Annotated in this window: 20 protein-coding genes; 9 read left to right on the forward strand and 11 right to left on the reverse strand. The window is 68.9% G+C overall.

Annotated features, from left to right (window positions below):
- Positions 1 to 213 precede the first annotated feature (213 nt).
- Entirely contained in the window at positions 214 to 408 is a 195-nt protein-coding gene (locus ACFWIW_RS18565; protein WP_007028443.1) for a hypothetical protein, read from the forward strand.
- Complete coding sequence (locus ACFWIW_RS18570; protein WP_378369543.1) at positions 387 to 809, forward strand: VOC family protein; 423 nt, start codon at positions 387 to 389, stop codon at positions 807 to 809. The genes ACFWIW_RS18565 and ACFWIW_RS18570 overlap by 22 nt, the downstream gene beginning before the upstream one ends.
- Positions 810 to 968: 159 nt before the next feature.
- Here ACFWIW_RS18570 and ACFWIW_RS18575 read toward each other — a convergent pair whose 3' ends face one another.
- Positions 969 to 2,240, reverse strand: coding sequence for an aspartate aminotransferase family protein (locus ACFWIW_RS18575; RefSeq protein ID WP_378369544.1), 1,272 nt, complete (start codon positions 2,238 to 2,240; stop codon positions 969 to 971).
- A gap of 215 nt (positions 2,241 to 2,455) precedes the next feature.
- On the opposite strand from ACFWIW_RS18575, the gene ACFWIW_RS18580 reads away from it, so the two are divergent.
- The gene (locus ACFWIW_RS18580; protein WP_378369545.1) at positions 2,456 to 4,408 is read left to right on the forward strand and encodes an NPCBM/NEW2 domain-containing protein; all 1,953 of its coding nucleotides are present in this window, start codon (positions 2,456 to 2,458) and stop codon (positions 4,406 to 4,408) included.
- A 41-nt stretch (positions 4,409 to 4,449) separates the two neighbouring features.
- Here the strand turns inward: ACFWIW_RS18580 and ACFWIW_RS18585 are convergent, their stop codons facing one another.
- The 8 genes from ACFWIW_RS18585 to ACFWIW_RS18620 all read right to left on the reverse strand — a co-directional run bounded on the left by ACFWIW_RS18585 (position 4,450) and on the right by ACFWIW_RS18620 (position 14,184).
- Positions 4,450 to 5,145 carry a GntR family transcriptional regulator gene (locus ACFWIW_RS18585; RefSeq protein ID WP_378369546.1) on the reverse strand — a complete coding sequence of 232 codons (696 nt, stop codon included), beginning with the start codon at positions 5,143 to 5,145 and terminating at the stop codon, positions 4,450 to 4,452.
- 4 nt (positions 5,146 to 5,149) lie between these two features.
- Entirely contained in the window at positions 5,150 to 5,935 is a 786-nt protein-coding gene (locus ACFWIW_RS18590) for an SDR family NAD(P)-dependent oxidoreductase (RefSeq protein WP_378369547.1), read from the reverse strand.
- A 2-nt stretch (positions 5,936 to 5,937) separates the two neighbouring features.
- Positions 5,938 to 7,635, reverse strand: a complete 1,698-nt coding sequence (locus ACFWIW_RS18595; RefSeq protein ID WP_378369548.1) for a hydantoinase B/oxoprolinase family protein — start codon at positions 7,633 to 7,635, stop codon at positions 5,938 to 5,940.
- Positions 7,632 to 9,686: a hydantoinase/oxoprolinase family protein gene (locus tag ACFWIW_RS18600; RefSeq protein ID WP_378369549.1), complete on the reverse strand. Its 2,055-nt coding sequence runs from the start codon at positions 9,684 to 9,686 to the stop codon at positions 7,632 to 7,634. The genes ACFWIW_RS18595 and ACFWIW_RS18600 overlap by 4 nt, the downstream gene beginning before the upstream one ends.
- Positions 9,683 to 11,314, reverse strand: a complete 1,632-nt coding sequence (locus ACFWIW_RS18605) for a thiamine pyrophosphate-binding protein (protein WP_378369550.1) — start codon at positions 11,312 to 11,314, stop codon at positions 9,683 to 9,685. The genes ACFWIW_RS18600 and ACFWIW_RS18605 overlap by 4 nt, the downstream gene beginning before the upstream one ends.
- A 99-nt stretch (positions 11,315 to 11,413) precedes the next feature.
- A complete protein-coding gene (locus tag ACFWIW_RS18610; RefSeq protein WP_378369551.1) occupies positions 11,414 to 12,037 on the reverse strand; it encodes a pyridoxamine 5'-phosphate oxidase family protein in 624 nt (207 codons plus the stop codon).
- Entirely contained in the window at positions 12,030 to 13,187 is a 1,158-nt protein-coding gene (locus tag ACFWIW_RS18615) for an NAD(P)/FAD-dependent oxidoreductase (RefSeq protein ID WP_378369552.1), read from the reverse strand. The genes ACFWIW_RS18610 and ACFWIW_RS18615 overlap by 8 nt, the downstream gene beginning before the upstream one ends.
- A complete protein-coding gene (locus ACFWIW_RS18620) occupies positions 13,171 to 14,184 on the reverse strand; it encodes a glutathione S-transferase family protein (RefSeq protein WP_378369553.1) in 1,014 nt (337 codons plus the stop codon). Before ACFWIW_RS18620 ends, ACFWIW_RS18615 begins: the two co-directional genes overlap by 17 nt.
- 96 nt (positions 14,185 to 14,280) lie before the next feature.
- Between ACFWIW_RS18620 and ACFWIW_RS18625 the strand changes: the two genes are divergently transcribed.
- On the forward strand, positions 14,281 to 15,657 hold the full coding sequence (locus ACFWIW_RS18625) for a wax ester/triacylglycerol synthase family O-acyltransferase (RefSeq protein ID WP_378369629.1): 1,377 nt from the start codon (positions 14,281 to 14,283) through the stop codon (positions 15,655 to 15,657).
- Here the strand turns inward: ACFWIW_RS18625 and ACFWIW_RS18630 are convergent.
- On the reverse strand, positions 15,654 to 16,640 hold the full coding sequence (locus ACFWIW_RS18630) for a PQQ-dependent sugar dehydrogenase (protein ID WP_378369554.1): 987 nt from the start codon (positions 16,638 to 16,640) through the stop codon (positions 15,654 to 15,656). The two genes, ACFWIW_RS18625 and ACFWIW_RS18630, sit on opposite strands and share 4 nt — an antisense overlap.
- A 279-nt stretch (positions 16,641 to 16,919) precedes the next feature.
- Between ACFWIW_RS18630 and pqqA the strand changes: the two genes are divergently transcribed.
- The 5 genes from pqqA to pqqB all read left to right on the forward strand — a co-directional run bounded on the left by pqqA (position 16,920) and on the right by pqqB (position 19,971).
- Positions 16,920 to 17,006 carry a pyrroloquinoline quinone precursor peptide PqqA gene (gene pqqA, locus ACFWIW_RS18635; protein WP_378369630.1) on the forward strand — a complete coding sequence of 29 codons (87 nt, stop codon included), beginning with the start codon at positions 16,920 to 16,922 and terminating at the stop codon, positions 17,004 to 17,006.
- An 85-nt stretch (positions 17,007 to 17,091) separates the two neighbouring features.
- Positions 17,092 to 17,772, forward strand: a complete 681-nt coding sequence (gene pqqC, locus ACFWIW_RS18640; protein WP_378369555.1) for a pyrroloquinoline-quinone synthase PqqC — start codon at positions 17,092 to 17,094, stop codon at positions 17,770 to 17,772.
- A 2-nt stretch (positions 17,773 to 17,774) separates the two neighbouring features.
- Positions 17,775 to 18,047, forward strand: a complete 273-nt coding sequence (gene pqqD, locus ACFWIW_RS18645) for a pyrroloquinoline quinone biosynthesis peptide chaperone PqqD (protein ID WP_378369556.1) — start codon at positions 17,775 to 17,777, stop codon at positions 18,045 to 18,047.
- Complete coding sequence (pqqE, locus tag ACFWIW_RS18650) at positions 18,038 to 19,117, forward strand: pyrroloquinoline quinone biosynthesis protein PqqE (RefSeq protein WP_378369557.1); 1,080 nt, start codon at positions 18,038 to 18,040, stop codon at positions 19,115 to 19,117. Before pqqD ends, pqqE begins: the two co-directional genes overlap by 10 nt.
- The gene (gene pqqB / locus ACFWIW_RS18655) at positions 19,114 to 19,971 is read left to right on the forward strand and encodes a pyrroloquinoline quinone biosynthesis protein PqqB (protein ID WP_378369558.1); all 858 of its coding nucleotides are present in this window, start codon (positions 19,114 to 19,116) and stop codon (positions 19,969 to 19,971) included. The genes pqqE and pqqB overlap by 4 nt, the downstream gene beginning before the upstream one ends.
- Here pqqB and ACFWIW_RS18660 read toward each other — a convergent pair.
- Positions 19,968 to 20,942, reverse strand: a complete 975-nt coding sequence (locus tag ACFWIW_RS18660) for an aldo/keto reductase (RefSeq protein WP_378369559.1) — start codon at positions 20,940 to 20,942, stop codon at positions 19,968 to 19,970. The two genes, pqqB and ACFWIW_RS18660, sit on opposite strands and share 4 nt — an antisense overlap.
- Between the last annotated feature and the right edge of the window lie 90 nt (positions 20,943 to 21,032).

Below are 21,032 nucleotides of genomic sequence, written 5' to 3' on the forward strand. Positions count from 1 at the left end.
TTTCTACTGTTTGCTGGCGCCGTGGGTTTGGGGGGTGGCTTGGTTGTTTTTTTTGTGCACACACAAAACCCCCACCCCCCCACCCACCCGGCGCCGGTGACCCGCGCGGGGGGGGTTGGGTTGGCGACAGGCATCGAACATGTGTTCTACTGTCCGCGCCGGTCCCGGAGGGGGAAGCTCCGCGGGCCGGCACCGGACTTCAGGGAGGCACGGATGGCGGTCAAGATCACCCATCTCACCAACGGGCAGCAGGTGCGCTTCGCGAACGCGGACGGCGCCCGCCGCTACGCCGAGATCATCGGCGGCGGGGTCGACAAGTGGCGGTTCACCGTGGTCAGCGGGCATGAGCGCCCGGAATTGTCGGGGCGGGTCGTTAATGTGCCGGTATGGCGTATGACTTCCAGGTGACCGTGGACTCCGCTCATCCGCACAACCTCGCCGGCTGGTGGGCCGAGATGCTCGGCTGGCAGGTCGAGGAGAGCAACGAGGAGTTCATCCGCGAGATGGTCGCCAAGGGTTATGCCCCGGAAGAGGCGACCACCACGCACAACGGTGTCCTGGTGTGGAAGGACGGCGCGGCGATCGTCCATCCCGAGACCAAGCAGCGGTTCCTCTTCCAGCTGGTGCCGGAGGGGAAGACGGTCAAGAACCGCCTGCACCTCGACATCCGGGTGGGGGCGGACAAGATCGAGGCCGAGCTCGAGCGGCTGACCGCGCGCGGTGCGACGTTCCTGCACCGCGGCAAGCAGGGTCCCGCCGAGTGGATCACGATCGCCGACCCGGAAGGCAACGAACTCTGCCTCTCCTGAGGCGGGCCCACGAGGGCCCGCCACTGGGGGTGTCATGAAGGGACCTGGTCCCGTCGGCTGTGCCCTTCATGACCGAGCGCGCGGCCCTCGTGCGCGTCAAGGCCCTCGTGAGTGGCAAGGACGGTTAGAACCGTCCTTGCCACTCACGAGGCCCGATGTCTAGGCGAGCTTGTCCAGTGCGCGCGGCAACGCGGTCGCGAGCAGGTCGAGCTCGGCTTCCCCGGCGATCAGCGGCGGCGACACCGCGATCCCCTTGGCCAGGTTCCGCACGAGGACGCTTTCGTCCCGCGCCAGCCGCTGCAGCCGGTTCGCCGCGCCGGGGTTCGCCTCGACGACTTCGGCCTTCAGCTCGACCGCGCCGAGGAAGCCGAGCCCGGCTCGGACCTCGGCGACCAGCGGATGCGAAGCCAGCCCGGAAAGCGCGTCCGCCAACGGCTTCTCCAGTTCACGCCCGCGCGGGATGAGCCCGTCGCGCTCGTAGATGTCCAGCGTCGCGTTCCCCGCGGCGCAGGCCACCGGATGCCCGGCGTAGGTCGCGCCGTGCCGCAGCACCGGCGCCCCCGGCTTCCCGGTGAAGAACGGCTCGGCCACCCGGGGCGCGACGATCAGCGCGCCCAGCGGGATCGTCCCGCCGGTGATGCCCTTCGCGGTCGTGATCATGTCCGGTTTCACCGCCCACCGGTCGATCCCGAACCAGGTGCCGAGCCGCCCGAACGCGGCGATCACGCAGTCCGCGACGAACAGCACTTCGTGTTTGCGGCAGATCTCGGCGACCGTCTCGATGTACCCGTCCGGCGGAAGCAGGACGCCGCCCGCACCGATCACCGGTTCACAGAAGAAGGCCGCGACCCGCTCCGCGCCGACCCGCAGAATCTCCGCTTCGAGCGCTTCGGCGCTGTCGTAGGGCACGTGCGAGATGTCGCCGGGCAGCGGCCCGAAGCCCGCCGCGTTGGCCGCGATACCGCCGACGGCCGTGCCGAAACCGTGGGTGCCGTGGTAACCCTGCACCCGGCCGATGACGTGCACCTTCTCCGGCCGCCCGGTGTGCGCGAAATACGAGCGGGCGATCTTGACCGCGGTGTCGATGACGTCACCTCCGCCCGAGCCGAAGAAGACCTTCGAGCCCGGTTCGGGTGCCAGCCCGGAAACACGCTCGGCGAGCTTCAGCGCGGGCTCGTTGGCGTTGTAGCCGAACAGGTTGTACGAATCGAGCGTCCGCAACTGGTCCGCGACCGCCCGAGCGATCTCCTCGCGCCCGTGCCCGAAGTTCGCGTACCAGAGTGACGCCGTCGCGTCGAAATACCGCTCGCCCTCGTCGTCCCAGACATAGGAACCCTCACCGCGGGTGACGACGAGCCGGTCGCCGTCGACCGCCCCCATGTCCGCGAAGGGGTGCCACAGCGGATTGCGCGCGGACGCCGACGAAACCATGATCTTCCTCCTCGTGCTCGTGCCCCATCCTCACCCGGATCCGGCCGGGACGCGAACACTCCATCGTGCACAGTTCGCGCGCCGGACCTGTCCGGCTTGTCGCGGCGCCCGCCGGTGAATCTCCAACACCATCCCTTCGGCTCTTGACCGGCGCCGATCGATCCTGTTGCTTGATGAGTGAGTTTGTTCAAAGTTGAGCATTCTGGGAGGAACTTATGCGTCGTCTCGCCGGCACGCTCGTCGCCGCCTGCACGCTCACCGCCCTCTGCGTCGTCCCGGCGGCGACCGCCGCCGAGAGCCCACCACCGGTCGCGACCCCGCCGATGGGGTGGAACAGCTGGAACAAGTTCGGCTGCGACATCAACGAGAACCTGATCCGGGAGACCGCGGACGCGATGGTCTCGTCCGGGATGAAGGCCGCGGGCTATCAGTACGTCAACATCGACGACTGCTGGGCCGAGAAGAACCGCACCCCCGACGGGAAGTACGAGCCACACCGCACGCGCTTTCCCAGCGGCATCAAGGCGTTGGCCGACTACGTGCACGGGAAGGGCTTGAAACTCGGCATCTACACCAGCGCCGGCACGGAAACCTGCGCGCGGACCATGCCCGGTTCACTCGACCACGAAGAGGTCGACGCGCGGACGTTCGCGGATTGGGGAGTCGACTACCTCAAGTACGACAACTGCCACAACCAGGGCCGCCCCGCGCTGGAGCGGTACACGAAAATGGGCGAGGCGCTGAAGAAGACCGGCCGCCCGATCGTCTACGCCCTGTGCGAATGGGGCGAGAACAAGCCCTGGGAGTGGGGCAAGAGCGCGGGGGCGCAGTTGTGGCGCACCACCGGCGACATCAGCGACTCCTGGTCGAGTATGACCAATCTCCTCGACCAGCAGGTCGGCCTGGAACGCTATGCCGGGCCGGGCGGATGGAACGATCCGGACATGCTCGAAGTGGGCAACGGCGGCATGACCGACACGGAATACCGCTCCCACTTCGCGCTCTGGTCGTTGCTCAACGCGCCGCTGCTGGCGGGCAACGACCTGCGCTCGATGTCCGACGCGACCAAGAAGATCTTGCTGAACAAGGATCTTCTCGCGGTCGACCAGGACTGGGGCGGCAAGCAGGGGCACAAGATCCGCGACGACGGGGACACCGAGGTCTGGGCCAAGCCGATGTCCGACGGCTCGGACGTCGTCGTGCTGTTCAACCGCGGCGGTGCGCCGGCGACCCTGTCCGCCACCGCCGCCGAGATCGGCGCCCCCGCGGCGTCCGGCTACCGGGTCCGGGATCTGTGGACCGGCGCGGAGACCGAATCCGCCGGAACCTTGCGGGCCGGGCTGCCGAGCCACGGTTCCGCGGTGTTCCGCGTCTGGCCGTCGAACCAGCCGAAGGCCGCGCCGCATACGACGCTTTCCTTGACCTCGCCCGAATACGCGGCCGTCGACAAACCGTTCACCACGACGCTGCGGGTGTTCAACGACGGCCGGACGCCGGTCCGGGCAGGGATGGTGAAGCTGGCGGTCGGCGCGGGCTGGAAGCCCGACGGTGCCACCGAAGCGCGCATTCCCGCTGTCGCGCCGGGCAAGTCGTGGGAGCAGACCTGGACCGTGCGGCCGTCGTCCCCCGGCGGCGACCGGGTCGAGGTCTCCGGGCATTTCGGCTACCGGACGTCCTGGGGCGCGCGGTCGTTGTCCGTCACCGGAAGCGCGCCCATCGTGAAACCGCCGGCCGCCGGGGAGAACGCACTGTCGAAGGCGGTGTTCATGACGGCCGACAACGGTTATGGCCCGGTGGAACGCGGGACCAGCAATGGTGAATCGAAGGCAGGCGACGGCCATCGGATGAGCATCGGCGGGGTGACCTACGACGACGGGCTTGGCGTCCACGCGCCGTCGAAGGTCCGGCTCTACCTCGGCGGCGGATGCGCGTCGTTCACCTCGTCCGTCGGGGTCGACGACGAGAAGGCCGGTGGCAGTGTGGCTTTCGAGGTCGTCGGTGACGGCAAGCGGCTTGCGAGCACCGGCGTGCTCAAGCGCGGCCAAGCCGCGGAGAAGCTTTCCGTGCCGCTGAGCGGGGTTCAGGTGCTCGATCTGGTCGTCACGGACGGCGGCGACGGGGTCGACTCCGACCACGCGGACTGGGCGGGCGCGACGCTGCGCTGCTAAAGCTCGTGAGTGGTAAGGACGGTTCTAACCGTCCTTACCACTCACGAGTCCCGGCGGTCATAAGCGGCCAGAAGCTGCTTTTCCGCATCCCGCAGGTACTTCTCCAGCGCGGTCTCGGCGGGCCCGAAGCGGCCTCGCTCCAGGTCACGCAGGATCCGCTCGTGCCGCTCCAGGAACGGCTCGAAGAACGCGCGCGTGTTCTCGGCCAGCACGAAGAAGAGCCGCGTCTCCGCCAGCACCTGACGCATCGTCGTGCTGACCCGCTCGCTGCCCGCCAGATCTCCCACCGCCTGATGGAACGCGATGCTCGCGGTCCCGACGGCCTGCCAATCGCCTTCGCCGGCCGCGGCACGGCCGTCCCGCACGGCGTCCGCGACGGCCGAAAGATCCACAGTGGACAGTTCCGACGCACGCCGCAGCGCACCGCATTCGGTGACCCGCCGCATCACGTACAGATCCGAGATGTCCTGCGCGGTCAGCTCACGGACGAACACGCCGCGGTTGAGTTCGTGCACCGCGAGCCGTTCGTGCGCCAGCAGCTGGAACGACTCGCGCAGGGTGTTGCGCGAAACGCCGAGCGCGGCGCTGATCGACGGTTCGGAAAGCCTCGACCCCGGCGGGAAGACGCCTTCGGTGATGCGCTGGCGCAAGATCTCGGCGACCCGTTCCGCGGTCCCGCTCCGTTCGAGCAGGGGCCTGTCGCGGGCCAGCGTCTCCTCGGCGGCAGGTGTGGACACGGCGCTACCTGACGCCGAGTTCGAAGTCGAGACTGTACCGGTTGCCCGGCATGGCACCGGCCGCCTTCGCGCCGTCGATCGGGAGCGCGACCCCGTTGACGAACCGGGATTCGTCGCTGGCCAGGAAGACCACGGCCTTCGCGACCTCCCACGCCTCGCCGACCCGTCCGGCGGGCGTGCTCGCGACAAGCTGGTGCTGCTTGGCTTCGAAATCCTCCGGCGAAGCGAGGGTGCCGCGCAGCATGTCCGTGTCGATCGCGCCCGGGTTGACCGTGTTCGCCCGGATCCCCTGGTGCGCGTGCGCGACGGCGATCGACTTCATCATGCCGACCAGCGCGTGCTTGGTGGCGTTGTACACCGGGTCGCCGGGGCGGCCCATCACCCCGCCGTTGGACGAAGTCGTGACGATACTGCCCGCCTTGTTCGCGATCATCTGCGGCAGCACGGCCCGCGTGCCCAGGAACGCCGCCCGCACGTTCAGCGCGAAGATGTTGTCGAATTCCGCCAACGTGGTGTCGGCCAGCGGTTTCCCGAGGTGGATGCCGACGTTGTTGAACAGCACGTCGACCCGGCCGGTTTCGGCGACCACGCCGCGCACGAACTCGTCGACCTGTCCCTCGTCGGTCGCGTCCACAATGGAGTGGCGGGCGCCCTCGACGGATTCCGCGGGTTCGCGGATGTCACTGGTGAACACAGTCGCACCCTCGGCGACGAACTCCTTCACGGTCGCGAGACCGATGCCCCTCGCTCCCCCGAAGACCACCGCGACCTTGCCTGCCAGCCGGCCCATGCTCATTTCCTCCCTCTCGGCGAAACCGCCGTGTAATCCTCCGGAAGGCGCACCAGCGCCCCGGGTTCCCCGTGATAGGTGACCTCGACGCCGTACAGTTCGCGCGCCGCTTCCACCGAGATGTATCCGTCGACGACGTCGGCGAGCACGGCCTCCGGGTCCCGTTCGAGGGGATCGCCGTAACCGCCGCCACCTGGCAGGAACACGTTCACCACGTCGTCGGGCCGCAGGTTCACCCGGCTCTTCGACGGCAGGGCACCGCGGGTCAGCTCGAACCGGCCCACCGCGCCATCGTGTCCGGAGTCCACGCCGGACGCGGGCCGGTGAACCCGGTCGACGTTTCCGTTGACACTCCAGGAGATCTCACCACGGGCGGCCATGGTCGTGCACTGGCCGAGGCCGCCGCGCCACTTTCCGGCGCCGCCCGAGTCCGTGCGCAGCACGCGTTCGCGCTGGATCAGCGGAGCCATCGTCTCGATGACCTCCGTCGGCGTCGAGCGCAGGCCGCTCGGGAAGCCGGTGGTGTTCAGTCCGTCCTTTGTGGACCTGGCGCCGATCCCGCCGGTCTGGAAGACGTTGAGCATGAACTCGCGGCCATCGGCGTCGGCGCCGCGCCAGATGGTCATCCACAACGCGTCCGCGCTGTGCGCCATGGCGTTTCCGGGCAGGGCGGTCATCAGCAGGGACGGCAGGAAATGCCCGATCAGATGCCGCGACGCGACCGGAGCGGGCGGCGTGCAGTTGAGCACCGATCCCTCCGGCGCGGTGACGTGCACCGGCCGGAACGAGCCCGCGTTGTGCGGTACTTCCGGCGAAATGGCCGCCTTGATCGCGAACGACGCGTACGCCCTGGTGTAGTTCAAGACGACGTTGATCCCGCGTCGGCTCTGCGGCGACGATCCCGCGAAGTCGAGGTAAATGTCCTCACCGTCGATGGTCACGGCGACCTTGAGGACGACCTCTTCGTCGTCAAAACCGTCTGTCGCCAATTCACTCGTATACGTGCCGTCCGGAAGTTTCGCCAGTGCGTCGCGCAGCGCCCGTTCGGAGCGGTTCATGATCTCCGCGGCGACGTCGTCGAGCGAATCCAGACCGAATTCCTCCAGCAGCCGCACCAGGCTGGCCGCGCCGACCTCGTTCCCGGTGACCTGGGCGTACAGATCCCCGATGGTCTCCTCCGGGGTGCGGACGTTCGCGCGGATCAGCAGTTCGAGATCCGCGTTGACCTCGCCCGCACGGAGGAACTTCATGGTCGGCAGGCGCAGTCCCTCTTCGAACACCTCGTGCGCCTCGGCGGAGACCAGCCGCCCGCCGATGTCCGGTGCGTGGCAACAGGAAGCGAACCAGGCGACCAGCCGTCCCCGCAGGAACACCGGCGTCGCGACGGTGATGTCGTTGATCTGCCCGGCGGTCTGCCACGGGTCGTTGGTGAGCAGGACGTCGCCCGGCGCCAACGTCTCCGGCGGATACGCGGCGACGAAGTGGTGCATCCCGGTCGCCATCGCGTTGATATGGCCGGGGGTCCCGCCGACGGACTGGCCGATCATCTCGCCGCGCGAGTCGAACACCGCGCAGGCGAGGTCGAGCGATTCCCGCACCACGGACGAGAACGCCGTGTTGACGAGCGCGTTCTGCTGCTCGGCGAGGATCGAATGCAGCCGGTTCCCCAGCAATCCCACGAGAATCGGGTCGACGCTCATACCGTCACCACCAGACTGGCGTCTTCGCCGACGACACACCGCGCTCCAGGAGGAACGACCACAGTGGACTCTCGTTCCTCCACGATGGCCGGTCCTTCGACCCGGTCACCGGCCTTGAGCCGATACCGGTCGAACACCGCCGTGTCGACAAATCCACCTGCGGCGGGAAAGTAAGCCGGCCGGCTCCCCTTGCGCGCGTCGCCCTCCGCCTCGGCACCCGCGAGTTTCAGTGTGACCTCGGGCGCCGGCCCGCTGGAGACGACCCGCCAGTTGAGCACCTCGATCGCGACGTCCGGCCCGGTCCGCCGGTACAGCGTCCGGTAGGTCTCGGTGAACGCGCCGATGAGCGATTCCGGCCAGTTGCCCCGCTCGACCGGCACGCGGATCTCGTAGCCCTGTCCGGAGTACCGCATCTCGGCGATCCGGCGATGGGTCACATCGTCCACACCGGACTTCCGCAGTAGTTCCGCGCCCTCGGTCTCCATCTCGGTGAACAACGCGTCGACCTGCTCCCAGGAGAGATCGAGTACCGCCGAGCGCGCCGAACGGACGAAGTCGAAAGCCAAGGGCGCGGTGAGGAATCCCGCCGCGCTCAGCACCCCGGCGGCGGGCGGCGCGACCACCTCGGGCGCGCCGAGCGCCCTCGCCACACCGACGCCGTGCACCGGTCCGGCCCCGCCGAAGGTGAACATCGGCAGTTTCGCCGGATCCTTCCCGCGTTCGACGGCGTGAACGCGCGCGGCGTTGGCCATGTCCTCGTTGACGCTGGTGTGAATACCCCAAGCGGCTTCTTCGACGCTGACGCCGAGCGGTACAGCGATCTTCGAGCGGATCGCCTCCCGCGCGCCATCGGCGTCCAAAGTCATTCCGCCGCCGAGGAAATACCCCGGATCCAGGTAGCCGAGCACGAGATCGGCGTCGGTCACGGTCGGCTCGATACCGCCTCGTCCGTAGCAGACGGGGCCTGGTTCGGACCCCGCCGAATCCGGGCCGACGGTGAGCAGGCCGAGCGCGTCGATCCGCGCGATCGAGCCGCCGCCGACGCCGATCTCGATCATGTCGGTGACCGGAACCTTGACCGGCAGCCCGGATCCCGGCAGCAGGCGGTATTTCCGGTCCACTTCGAACTCGTGCGTCACCAGCGGCGCGCCGCCGGAGATCATGCACAGTTTCGCCGTCGTGCCGCCCATGTCGAAGGCCAGCAGATCCTCGACACCGGCCGCGGCGCCGATCGCGGACGCGGCCAGCGCGCCGCCCGCCGGACCGGATTCGAGGATGCGGATCGGATAGCGCGCGGCGGTGTCGACGGTCGCGATCCCGCCGTTGGACAGCATGATGTGCGGCGACGGGCGCACCCCGGTCTCGTGCAGACGCCGTTCCAGGTCACGCAGATACCGTTCGGTGAGGTCCTGGACGTAGACGTTGGCGACCGTGGTGGACGCGCGCTCGAACTCGCGGATCTCGGGGACGACCTCGCTCGACAGCGCGACCCGCAACCGGGGCGCCACCTCGGCGAGTACCTCGGCCGCCCGCCGTTCGTGCGCGGGATTCGTGAAGGCGTGCAGGAAACAGATCGCGACCGCGTCGATCCCGCGGGCGTCGAGCTCACGGCCGAGCCGAGTGACGTACTCCTCGTCCAGTCCCGTGTGGACGGTTCCGTCGGCGAGGATCCGCTCGGGAACGTCGAACCGCAGATGACGCGGGACCAACGGGGCGGGGAGTTCGATGAGCAGGTCGTACAGTTCGTACCGGTGCTCGCGCCGCATTTCCAGCATGTCACGGAAACCCGCGGTCGCGAGCAGCGCGGTGCGGGCTCCCTTGCGCTCGATCAGCGCGTTCGTGACCAGTGTGGTGCCGTGGACGAACTGCTCGACGTCGCCCGCGTCCAGCCCGGCGTCGGCGAGTGTCCTCTTGAGACCTTCCTCGACCGCTCGGGCGGGCTCGTCATGCGTCGTCAGCACCTTGCCGACGGCGACGACCCCGGTTTCGCCGAGCACGCAGAGATCGGTGAACGTGCCGCCGATGTCCACGCCGACACGGAGCCCCGTCACGGGGATTCCTTGCGGTACCAGCGCGGTGAGGTGTTGAGCGGTGGCGCCATCTTCGCGCGGACGACCAGCACGTTCGGCTCGTCGGACTCGACGAACTCGCCGAGCAGCCGCCGGAAAGCCCGCCCGAATCCGGAGACGCGATCCGCGTGCACGCCGAAGGACCTCGCCAGTCCGACGAAATCGGGGCTGTCCCAGTCGACACCCCGGCGCGGCAACCCGGCGCGATCCTGGTCGTAGCGAAGCATGCCGTACCCGCCGTCGTCGACGACGATCGTCGTGACCGGCAGCTGTTCCTGCGCGAGCGTGTGGAGATCACCGCAACCGAAGAGGAAACCGCCGTCACCGGTGACACAGATCGCGCGGCCCGCCCCCGCGGCACTGGCGCCGAGCGCCGCCGGGAAACCGTAGCCGAGCGTGCCCCAGCCCATCGGATACGCGAGCTTGCGCGGCGCACGGACCCGGTGGAACCCGCCGATCCAGTACCCGGCGACGCACATGTCCGCGACCACGACCGCGTCGGGCGGCAGCACCTCGTCCAAAGTGGACAGCAGATCCGCGGCCTGCGGCTCCTCTTCCTTGATCCGCCGCCGGACCCGGGCGGAGACCTTGGCGAGCCTGCCGACGAGCGCCGCGATACCGGACCGTTCCTCGACCTTCAGCGCCTCGACGAGCATCCGGGCGTCGCCGACCAGCGTGATGTCCGGCTGATAGTTCTTGGCCGCGTCGTCCGGGTCGACGTTGATCGCGATGAGCTTCTTCGGCTTCGGCATCAGCCAGTTCTGCGTCATCAGCCCGTCGAAGTCGGTGCCGATGGCGAGGACGACGTCGGCCTCGTCCCACAGCGCGCCGACCTCGGGCGCGTGCACCGGGTTCGGGGCGAGACAAGGATGATCGACCGGCAGAAGCCCTCGGGCGCCGAACGTGGTGAGCACCGGCGCGGCCAGCCGTTCGGCGAGTTTCCCGATCGCCTCGCCCGCCTCGGCGCGCAGCGCGCCACCGCCTGCCCAGATCAGCGGCCGGTCGGCGGCGGCCAGCAGGGCCTCGGCCTCGGTGAGATCCGGGATCTCGGCGGGCCGGGCGTGCGAACGCGGCGGACGGCGCGCGGGCGTCCGCTCGGACAGGAAGTCGGTCGGGATGCCGAGGTACACCGGCCCGCTCTGCGGCTGGAGCGCGAGCCGGGCCGCGCGGTGCAGGGTGGCGGCGACCTGATCGGCGCTCGTGACGGTGAACCCGGCCTTGGTGACCGGCGCGAACATCGCCTGCTGATCCGACGTCTCGTGCAGGACACCGCGGACGACGCCCGGCCGCCGCAGCGTGGACGGGATGTCGGTCGCGATGATCAGCACCGGTGCCGCCGACGCCATGGCCTCACCGACCGCGGCGAGCGTGTTCGCCGCGCCCGGCCCCGTGGTCACCAGCGCGACCCCGAGCTTCCCCGTGGCGCGGGCGTAACCGTCGGCCGCGTACCCCGCCGTCTGCTCGTGCCGGACCCCGACGAGCCGGATGTCCGTATCGGCCAGCGCCTCCCATAACGGCAGGTTGTGCACCCCGGGGAGACCGAAGACGACTTCGGTCCCCAGAGCGGTCAGCGCGTCGGCGAGATGCTGGGCTCCGGTGGGTGCAGGCACCTCGCCGATAGTGCCAGATCGTTCAACGATCCAGCAACCAACCGCGCTGGGCCTCGTGAGTGGCAAGGACGGTTAGAACCGTCCTTGCCACTCACGAGGTCAGTACAGACCGGCGGCGTACCGCTCCGGCTCGTAGTACGCCTCGAGGTCGGCCAGGGAATCCTCCGGCCGCTCGAAGGTCTTCGCGATCGCCGCCCGCGACGGGAGCGCGTCGGGCGTCCAGGTCTCCGGCGACCAGAGCTTCGACCGCATGAACGCCTTCTGGCAGTGGTGGAAGATCTCGTCGATGTCGACCACCAGCGCGAGCTTCGGCCTGCTGCCCTTCACGATCATGTCGTCGAAGAACGGCGCCTCACGCACCAGCCGCGCGCGGCCGTTGATCCGCAGCGTGTCGCCGCGGCCGGGGATCAGGTAGATCAGCCCGACGTGCGGATTCGACAGCACGTTGTGGAACCCGTCGGCGCGCCGGTTGCCCGGCCGCTCCGGGATGGCGATCCGCGTGTCGTCCAGCACCAGCGTGAACCCGGCCGGATCGCCCTTCGGCGAGACGTCGCAGGTGCCGTCCGCAGCGGAGGTCGCGATCAGCACGAACGGCGACTCCGCGAGCCACCGCCGGTCCATCTCGTGCAGCTTCGGGCGCGCCTTGTTCGCGGTCCGCTCCAGTGGCGGCGGCAGGATCTCGCGCAGCTCGGCCTCGGTGGTGACTTCGACGAACTCAGACAATGTTGTGCTCCCTCGTCACGGCCCGGTCGCCGGCGAACCGGCGGACGTCGAGCCCGGTGATGTCGATGGCCGGGACCCGCCCCAGGTAGAGGTCCCGCACGAGCTCCCCCACGGCCGGGCCCATCTGGAACCCGTGCCCCGAGAACCCCGTCGCGTAGAAGAACCGCGACAGGTGGACGCTTTCCCCCACGATCTGGTTGCGGTCGGGGGTGACCTCGTACAGCCCGGCCCAGCCGCCGCGGATACCCGCGTCGAGCACGGCGGGCACCCGGCGCGCCGCGATTTCGGCGAGTTCCGGCAGCCACTCGCCCGGTTCGTACCGGGTGTCGAAGCCGGGATCGCCGTCACCGTCGCAGAAGGACATCGCCAGGCCGAGGCCCTCGCGGTGGAAGTAGAACGCCGAAGGCATCTCGATGGTCAGCGGCACTCGCTCGGGCAGGTCCGCGACCGGTCCGGTGAACACGACCTGCCGCCGGTACGGCCGCACCGGGAGGTCGACGCCCGCCAGCTCGCCGATCCGCCCCGACCAGGCGCCCGCGGCGCAGACCACCGCGTCCGTCCGGACGAAACCGGCCGAGGTCCGGACACCGGTGATCTCGTCGCCGTCGCGTTCGATCCCGACGACCTCGACGCCGGTCTTCAGCACCGCGCCGTGCCCGCGGGCCGCCCGCGCGTAGCCCTGGACCGCCGAGTCCGGGGTGGCCTTGGCGTCGTCCGGCGACCACAACGCGGCGATCACGCCTTCGGTGTCGATCAGCGGGGAGAACCGCCGCGCCTCGGCCGGCTCGACGAGACGGCTGCGGACGCCATAGGAGTTCTGCAGTTCGGCGCAGCGCTCGAATTCGGGCAGGTCCGCGGGGTCGGTGATCAGGTACAGGTAGCCGTCGCGGCGGAAGTCGATCTCGGTCCCGTACGTCTCGGCGAAGGAGGCGTACTCGGCCAGCCCGCGCAGCCCGATCTCGATGTTGACCCGGGTGGTGAACGACGACCGGATCCCGCCCGCCGCCTTCGCCGTCGAGCCCGCGCCCAGGGTGTCGCGTTCGAGCAGCAGCACCGAGACCCCGGCGGCGGCGAGCCGGTACGCGCAGGCGATCCCGATGATGCCGCCGCCGATCACGACGACGTCGGTGCGTTCAGGCAGTGACTCCATCCGTGTCCCCGATCCGTTCGTCCTCGGGCGGCGGTCCCGGCGGCGTGCCGTCGCCGAACGGGCGCCCGCCCAGCTGCTCCCGGTGATGCGGCGTCGTCCAGCCGGACAGGTCCGGTCCCAAGGGGACGATCCGCGTCGGGTTCACCTGCTCGTGCACCGCGTAGTAGTGCCGCTTGATGTGGTCGAAGTCGACGGTGTCACCGAAACCCGGCGTTTGGAAGAGGTCGCGGGCGTAGGCCCACAGCACCGGCAGCTCGGCCAGCTTGTTCCGGTTGCATTTGAAGTGCCCGTGGTACACGGCGTCGAAGCGGACGAGCGTGGTGAACAGCCGGATGTCCGCTTCGGTGATCGTGTCACCGACGAGGTAGCGCTGCGTTTCGAGCCGTTCGGAAAGCACGTCCAGCATCGCGAAGAGGCGGGTGTAGGCGTCCTCGTACGCGGCCTGCTTGGTCGCGAAACCGGCTTGGTACACGGCGGCATTGACGTCGGCGTAGACCCCCGCGTTGACGGCGTCGATCTCGTCGCGCAGTCGCTCTGGGTAGAGGTCGGGCGCGCCGGGCCGGTGGAGGCTGGTCCATTCGGTGGACAGGTCGAGGGTGATCCGGGGATAGTCGTTACTCACCAGCCGTTTGCTCGGAATGTCCACAATGGCCGGAACGCTGATCCCGCCCATGTAGTGCGGATCGGCCGCGTGATAGGCCTCGGCCAGGTACTTGATCCCGAGCACGGGATCCCGGTCGCCGGGATCGAGGGTGAACCGCCAGCTCTTCTCGTCCTGGATCGGGTCGGCCACGGCCACGCTCAGCGCGGATTCGAGCCCGAGCAGCCGCCGGACGACCAGCCCGCGGCTCGCCCAGGGACAGGCCCGGCTGACCACCAGCCGGTATCTTCCCGCCTCCACCGGCCAGCCGTCACGGCCGTCGGCGGTGATACGCGCGTCGAAATGGTTGGCGGACCGACGGAACTCACCCGTCTGCGGATCGGTCGGGATCGTCATGTGAGCCACCCTAAAGCGTGAGATGGTGGTTTCGGTGTGCGTAGACTCTGGCACCCGGCGTGTTCGCACGCCGCCGCGCGGAAGGTGGTCCCGACGATGCCGTTCATGCCCGTGACCGATTCGATGTTCCTTCTCGTGGAGACGCGTGAACATCCGATGCACGTCGGCGGACTGCAATTGTTCAAGAAACCCGAGGACGCCGGGCCCGACTACCTGCGCGACGTCCGCCGGAAACTGCTCGATTCCGACAACATGCGCTCGGTGTTCCGCCGCCGTCCCGCCCGGCCGGTCAACACCGCCGGCCACCTCGCCTGGTCGACCGACACCGAACTCGAACTCGACTACCACTTCCGCCATTCGGCACTGCCCCAGCCCGGCCGGATCCGCGAACTGCTGGAGCTGACCGGGCGCTGGCACAGCACCCTGCTCGACCGGCACCGCCCGCTGTGGGAGATCCACCTGGTCGAGGGGCTGCAGGACGGCCGGTTCGCGATCTACAGCAAGATCCACCACGCGCTGATGGACGGCGTCTCGGCGCTGCGGCATCTGCAGGGGACGCTGTCGGACGACCCGGCCGACCTCGACTGCCCGCCGCCGTGGGGCCGCCGCGCCAAACCGGACGGCGGCCGCAACGGCAAGGCGTCGCCCTCGATGCTCAGCACCTTCGGCAAGACCGTCAACCAGCTCGCCGGTATCGCGCCCGCCGCGATGAAGGTGGCGCGGGAGGCGTTCCAGGAGCACACGCTCACGCTGCCGGCGCAGGCGCCGAAGACGATGCTGAACGTGCCGATCGGCGGGGCCCGGCGGTTCGCCGCGCAGTCGTGGTCGCTGGACCGGGTGCGCAAGGTGGCGACCGCCGCCGGGGTGTCGCGCAACGACGTCGTCCTCGCGATGTGCTCGGGCGCGCTGCGCGACTACCTGATCGAACAGAACGCGCTCCCCGACGCGCCGCTCACCGCGATGGTCCCGGTTTCCTTGCGGCGCAAGGACAGCGGGGACGCGGCGGGGAACAACATCGGTGCGCTGCTGTGCAACCTCGCCACCCATCTGACCGATCCGGCCGCCCGGCTCGCGACGATCAACGCGTCCATGCGGAACGGGAAGAAGCTCTTCTCGGAGCTGACCCCGCTGCAGACGCTGCTGCTGTCCGGGATCAACGTCGCCCAGCTCGGCGTGTCACCGATCCCCGGCTTCGTGAACAACACGAAACCGCCGTTCAACCTGGTGATCTCCAATGTGCCGGGGCCGCGCAAGCAGATGTACTGGAACGGCGCCGCACTCGACGGCATCTACCCGGCGTCGGTACTGCTGGACGGGCAGGCGCTGAACATCACGCTGACCAGCAACGGCGACAACCTGGACTTCGGGGTCACCGGTTGCCGCCGGAGCGTGCCGCATCTGCAGCGCATCCTGACCCATTTGGACACCGCGCTCGCCGAACTGGAACACGCGGTGTCCATCGGGCGCGGCTAGCTGCCGTCGGAGACGTAGATCGCGCCCGGGGTGATCGTGTACAGCTGCCCGTCCGGGCCTGCGGTCGCGTCCCGCGTGCGGCCGAGGTTGGTCCAGAGCTTGCCGCCGTTGCCGTTCAGGTCGAGCTTGTACGTGCCGCCCTTGAGCGACGCCATGTACAGCGAACCCTTGTAGGCGGCGAGCCCGCTCGGTGTCGCCGAGGACGTCGGCCAGGACTTGACCGGGTTGGTCATCCCCGCCGTGTTGCACGGGCCCTCGCACGTCGGCCAGCCGTAGTTCTTGCCCGGCTCGATCTTGTTCAGCTCGTCGAGTTTGTTCGCGCCGATGTCGGAGACGTACAGCTGCCCGTTCGCCCAGGTCAGCCCCTGGACGTTGCGGTGGCCGTAGGAGTAGACGCGGCTGTTGAACGGGTTGCCGGGCGCGGCCGCGCCGTCGGTGGTGACCCGCAGGACCTTGCCGCCGAGGGAGTTCTTGTTCTGCGCGTTGGCGCCGTTCTGGCCGTCGCCGGTGCCCGCGTAGAGGTAGCCGTCGGGCCCGAACCGGATCCGCCCGCCGTGGTGATACTGCGAACCACGCGGGATGCCGGTGACGATCGGCGTCGGTGTCTGGCCCAGCTTCAGCTTGGCGATGCGGTTGTCGGAGCTGGTCGTGTAGTAGATGAAGACCGTCTCGTCGGTGGCGTACTTCGGCGAGACGGCGATGCCGAGCAGGCCCGCCTCCGCCGTGACGCTCACCCCGGGGATGGTCTGGACCGTGGTGACCTTGCCCGCCTTGTCGATCTTGCTGATCGTCTTGGCGTCCTTCTGTGTGAAAAGGCCGGTGCCGTCGGGCAGGAAATCGATCGACCAGGCCTGGTTGAGACCGCTCGCGAGCTGTCTGATCGCCTGGACGGACGGCGCTTCGGCGGCCGCCGCCGGGATGGCCGCGATGGACACGGCCGTCGCGGCGGCGAACGTGGCGGCGAGAGTACGACGTAAGGACATGGGACGCCTCCTTCAGCTACACCCCTGGAGCTCGGATGGCGGCGGTAGGCGGGTGGTCGGGGCGCACCCGTCGAGTTGGATAGAAACACACAACATAACGAAACGGACACCACTGGACGGGGTATCGGGCGCGCGGACTGTTAACCGTTGTGTGCGCCGAGCGTGACGAACCGGGCGGCGCGATCCGCCATAGGTAGGAAACTTTACAAAATGCCTCCGGAAATCGGCGGCACGCTTCTAGGGTGACGGTTCGATCCCATGTGGACGTTAGGAGCGGAAATGATCGAGGTATGGACCACCCCCGACTTCGTCGAGTACGAAACCCCCATGGAGGTCACCGCTTACGCGGCCCGCTTGGAGGACTGAGTTCGCATCCGGTGGTGGGGGCCGCCCCCCACCACCGCGCCGCCGTCCCGATCAGCGAGCCGTTGGAGGCAGCACGGTGTCCGTCATGTCGTCCTCGGAGTTCATCGCGGCCCTGCGCGGGCTTTCGCATCGCTATTGGGGCACCCACCCGTTCCACGTGCGGATGCACGCCGGCGACCTGTCCGAGTACGAGCTGAAGATCTGGGCCGCGAACCGCTGGTACTACCAGTGCGTGCTCCCGCAGAAGGACGCGGCCATCATCAGCAACTGCCCGCTGCCGGAGATCCGCCGGGAATGGCTCGACCGCATCGTCTACCACGACGGGACGAAGGCCGGGGACGGCGGAATCGAGCGGTGGCTCCGTTTGTGCACCGCGGTCGGGCTCGACCGCGAAGAGGTTCTCGATCAGCGGCACGTCGCCCCCGGCGTACGGTTCGCCGTCGACGCCTACGTGACTTTCGCCCGCACGAAACCCTGGCTCGAAGCGGTCGCTTCGGGGCTGACCGAAATGTTCGCCGGCCATCTCATGCAGCGGCGGGTCGCCGACATGCTGGCGAACTATTCGTGGATCGCCCCGGAGGACCTCGCCTATTTCACCAACCGCATCGGCAAGGTCTCCGGCGAGGGCAAGGGAACGCTCGACATCGTGGTGCGGCACGCCGTCACCCGTGAGCAGCAGGAGAAGGCGATCGCCGCGCTGTCGTTCAAAACCGACGTGCTGTGGTCCATGCTCGACGCCATCGAGCGCGCGGCGGCCAAGGAGTAGCCATGACCACCCTCGAACTGGGCTCGGTACCGAGGCTCCGGCGTGGGGTCCGGCTGAGTTACGACCAGACCAGGGAAACGCACGTCCTCCTGTTCCCCGAAGGCGTGCTGGTCCCGAATCCCACGGCGGCGGCCGTGCTTTCCCTCTGCGATGGCGTCGAAGACGTCGCCGGGATCGCTTCGGCGTTGCGCGAGCGCTACTCCGGTGTTCGCGAGGAGGAGATCCTGGACGTGTTGTCCCGGCTCGGAGATCGGCGGATCGTCGAATGGACCTGACCACCGCGGCACCGTTGGGCATGCTGGCCGAGCTGACCCATCGCTGCCCGCTGCATTGCCCGTATTGCTCGAATCCGGTGGAGCTGATCGCCCGTGACGGCGAACTGTCCACAGAGGAATGGATCTCCGTGCTCTCGCAGGCTCGCGAACTCGGGGTGCTCCAGGTGCACATGTCCGGCGGCGAACCGCTCGCCAGACCGGATCTGCCCATCCTGGTCGAGCACGCCACGAAACTGGGCTGCTACGTCAACCTGGTGACCTCCGGGCTCGGGCTGACGGAGTCCAGATTGGACGATCTCGCCGAACGCGGTATCGCGCATGTCCAGCTCTCCGTCCAGGGCGCGACCGCCGACCGCGCGGACCGGCTCGCCGGCGCACGGGCCCACGGCCGGAAGCTGATCGCCGCCGAGCTGATCAAGAAGGCCGGGCTCCCGCTTTCGGTCAACGTCGTGCTGCACCGGCAGAACCACGACCAGCTCGCCGGGATCATCGACCTGGCCGAGAAAATGGGCGCGGACCGGCTCGAACTGGCCAATACGCAGTACTACGGCTGGGCCCTGCGCAACCGCGACGCCCTGATGCCGACCAGGCGGCAGCTCGACGAGGCCGAGCCGATCGTGCGCGCGGCCACCGAACGGCTGCGTGGCCGCATGGAGATCATCTACGTCGTCGCCGACTATCACGAGCAGTACCCGAAGCCGTGCATGTACGGCTGGGGCGCTCGGCAGCTGACCGTGGCGCCCGACGGGAACGTGCTGCCGTGTCCCGCGTCCACAGCGATCGAGACCCTCGAGTTCGACAACGTGCGGGACAGGCCGCTGGCGTGGATCTGGTACGAATCCGCTTCCTTCAACGCTTATCGCGGCGAAGACTGGATGCCGGACACCTGCGGCACCTGCGATCGGCGCGCGATCGACTTCGGCGGCTGCCGGTGCCAGGCGTTCCAGCTCACCGGTGACGCCGCGGCGACGGACCCGGTGTGCTCGCGCTCGCCGGATCGCGGCGTCGTCGATCTCATCCTCGCCACACCGTCGAAAACGGACGAACTCGTGATGCGGGCGCCGCGATGAAAGTGATCCTGCTCGGCACCGCGGCGGGCGGCGGTTTCCCGCAATGGAACTGCGCCTGCGCGCTGTGCGTCTCGGACGCGCCGCCGCGGACCCAGGACTGTGTCGCGGTGAGCGCGGACGGCGAAGGGTGGTACCTGCTCAACGTGTCACCGGACATCCGCGCGCAGATCCTCGCCACGCCGCCCTTGCGTGCCGGGCCGGGGCCCCGGGAAATCCCGCTGCGCGGGGTATTGCTGACCGACGCCGAACTCGATCATTCGCTCGGCCTGCTTCTGCTGCGGGAAGCGGGCGGCCTTCCGGTATGGGCGCCGGACGCCGTTCTGGGCGCCCTCTCCGAGCACTTCCCCGCGCGGTCGATCATCGACGGCTACGGCGGCTGGGACTGGTCGCCGTCGTCGGATGTCTCCATCGACGGACTCCGGGTGAGCGTGCTTCCCGTGAGCGACAAGCGGCCGAAGTACGCGCGTTCGTCCACTGAGGACGGACCGTGGGTGGTGGCGTACCGGATCGAAGACGTCCGGACCGGCGGCGTCTTCGTGTACGCGCCTTGCCTGAAGAGCTGGCCGGACGGCTTCGACGACTTCACCCGCGACGCCGGCCTGGTGTTGCTGGACGGAACCTTCTACTCGCCGGACGAGATGGCCGGCACCACCGCGGCCGAGGCCGGCGCTCAGCGCGCGATGGGGCATCTGCCGATCACCGGCAGCCTCGCGAAGCTCCGGCCCGGCGCGCGCTGGGCGTACACGCATCTGAACAACACGAACCCGGTGCTCGACCCGGCGTCGCCGGAACACGCCGCCGTACTGGCCGGCGGCGCCTCACTTCCCTTGGACGGTACGGAATTCGACCTCTAGGCGACACCCTCGGGGCTCGCGCCCGAAACGGGGACGGAGTCGGCGGTGAGCCGGTCGATCTCCGCGAGCTCGTCCGCGGTCAGGTCGATGTCGGCGGCGGCGAGGCTGGACTCGATGTTGGCCGCCTTGCGCGCGCCCACGATCGCGACGTGCACGCCCGGCTGGGCGAGCGTCCACGCGATCGCGAGCTGGCTGACCGAGATCCCCTTGCCCGCGGCGAATTCCTTGAGCCTGCCGACCACGGCGAGGTTGCGCTGGAAGGTCTCGCCGGTGAACGCCGACGACCGGGACCGCCAGTCGGTCTTCTCGAACGTCGTCTCGGGCGTGAAGGATCCGGTCAGCAAGCCGCTGCCGAGCGGGCTGTACACGAGCACACCGATGTCGTTCTCCCGCGCGTACGGGAGAGGATCGGCCTCGATGTCGCGGCGGAACAAGTGATACGGCGGCTGCAGGGTTTCCACCGGGCGGGTCTTGCCGAAGGCGGCCAGGCCCGCGGCGTCGTAGTTCGAGACACCGACGTGCCGGATCTTCCCGGCGTCGACGAACTCCTGCAGGATCCCCGCCGTCTCCTCGGCCGGGGCGTCGGGGTCGGGCCAGTGGATCTGGTAGAGGTCGATGTGGTCGACGTCGAGGAAGCGAAGACTGTCCTCGACGCCCTGCGTCAGCCACTCGCGCCGGGAGTCGCGCGGCCGTCCGGAGCGCGGCTTGATGCCGCCCTTCGTCGCGATGACGAGATTGTCGCGGTCGCGTTTGAGTTCCTCGCGCAGCGCCTTTCCCAGCATGGCTTCGGATTTCCCGAAACCGTAGGCCTGCGCGGTGTCGAAGAGGTTGACCCCGAGTTCGCGGGCGTGGCGGATCGCGGCGATCGCCGTGTCCTCGTCGAACGAACCCCAGTCCCCGCCGAGCTGCCAGGTGCCGAAGGCGATCCTCGACACCTCGAGGCCGCTCCTGCCCAATGTCGTCGTACGCATGACTCCAGCAGAGCACAGACATCGGATCACCGCACCGGTTCTCCCGGCCAACGAAACCCCCAAATAACCGTTTGACGGTCGGCGTCCCGG

This window comes from Amycolatopsis sp. NPDC058340, from assembly GCF_042723975.1.
Lineage (GTDB): Bacteria > Actinomycetota > Actinomycetes > Mycobacteriales > Pseudonocardiaceae > Amycolatopsis.

Bases quoted from the DNA above. Each gene is read 5' to 3' on its own strand.
- ACFWIW_RS18565 (WP_007028443.1), top strand. From the start codon at position 214: ATGGCGGTCAAGATCACCCATCTCACCAACGGGCAGCAGGTGCGCTTC.
- ACFWIW_RS18570 (WP_378369543.1), top strand. From the start codon at position 387: ATGGCGTATGACTTCCAGGTGACCGTGGACTCCGCTCATCCGCACAAC.
- ACFWIW_RS18575 (WP_378369544.1), bottom strand. From the start codon at position 2,240: ATGGTTTCGTCGGCGTCCGCGCGCAATCCGCTGTGGCACCCCTTCGCG.
- ACFWIW_RS18580 (WP_378369545.1), top strand. From the start codon at position 2,456: ATGCGTCGTCTCGCCGGCACGCTCGTCGCCGCCTGCACGCTCACCGCC.
- ACFWIW_RS18590 (WP_378369547.1), bottom strand. From the start codon at position 5,935: ATGGGCCGGCTGGCAGGCAAGGTCGCGGTGGTCTTCGGGGGAGCGAGG.
- ACFWIW_RS18595 (WP_378369548.1), bottom strand. From the start codon at position 7,635: ATGAGCGTCGACCCGATTCTCGTGGGATTGCTGGGGAACCGGCTGCAT.
- ACFWIW_RS18615 (WP_378369552.1), bottom strand. From the start codon at position 13,187: ATGGAGTCACTGCCTGAACGCACCGACGTCGTCGTGATCGGCGGCGGC.
- ACFWIW_RS18620 (WP_378369553.1), bottom strand. From the start codon at position 14,184: ATGACGATCCCGACCGATCCGCAGACGGGTGAGTTCCGTCGGTCCGCC.
- ACFWIW_RS18625 (WP_378369629.1), top strand. From the start codon at position 14,281: ATGCCGTTCATGCCCGTGACCGATTCGATGTTCCTTCTCGTGGAGACG.
- ACFWIW_RS18630 (WP_378369554.1), bottom strand. From the start codon at position 16,640: ATGTCCTTACGTCGTACTCTCGCCGCCACGTTCGCCGCCGCGACGGCC.
- pqqA (WP_378369630.1), top strand. From the start codon at position 16,920: ATGATCGAGGTATGGACCACCCCCGACTTCGTCGAGTACGAAACCCCC.
- pqqC (WP_378369555.1), top strand. From the start codon at position 17,092: ATGTCGTCCTCGGAGTTCATCGCGGCCCTGCGCGGGCTTTCGCATCGC.
- pqqD (WP_378369556.1), top strand. From the start codon at position 17,775: ATGACCACCCTCGAACTGGGCTCGGTACCGAGGCTCCGGCGTGGGGTC.
- pqqE (WP_378369557.1), top strand. From the start codon at position 18,038: ATGGACCTGACCACCGCGGCACCGTTGGGCATGCTGGCCGAGCTGACC.
- pqqB (WP_378369558.1), top strand. From the start codon at position 19,114: ATGAAAGTGATCCTGCTCGGCACCGCGGCGGGCGGCGGTTTCCCGCAA.
- ACFWIW_RS18660 (WP_378369559.1), bottom strand. From the start codon at position 20,942: ATGCGTACGACGACATTGGGCAGGAGCGGCCTCGAGGTGTCGAGGATC.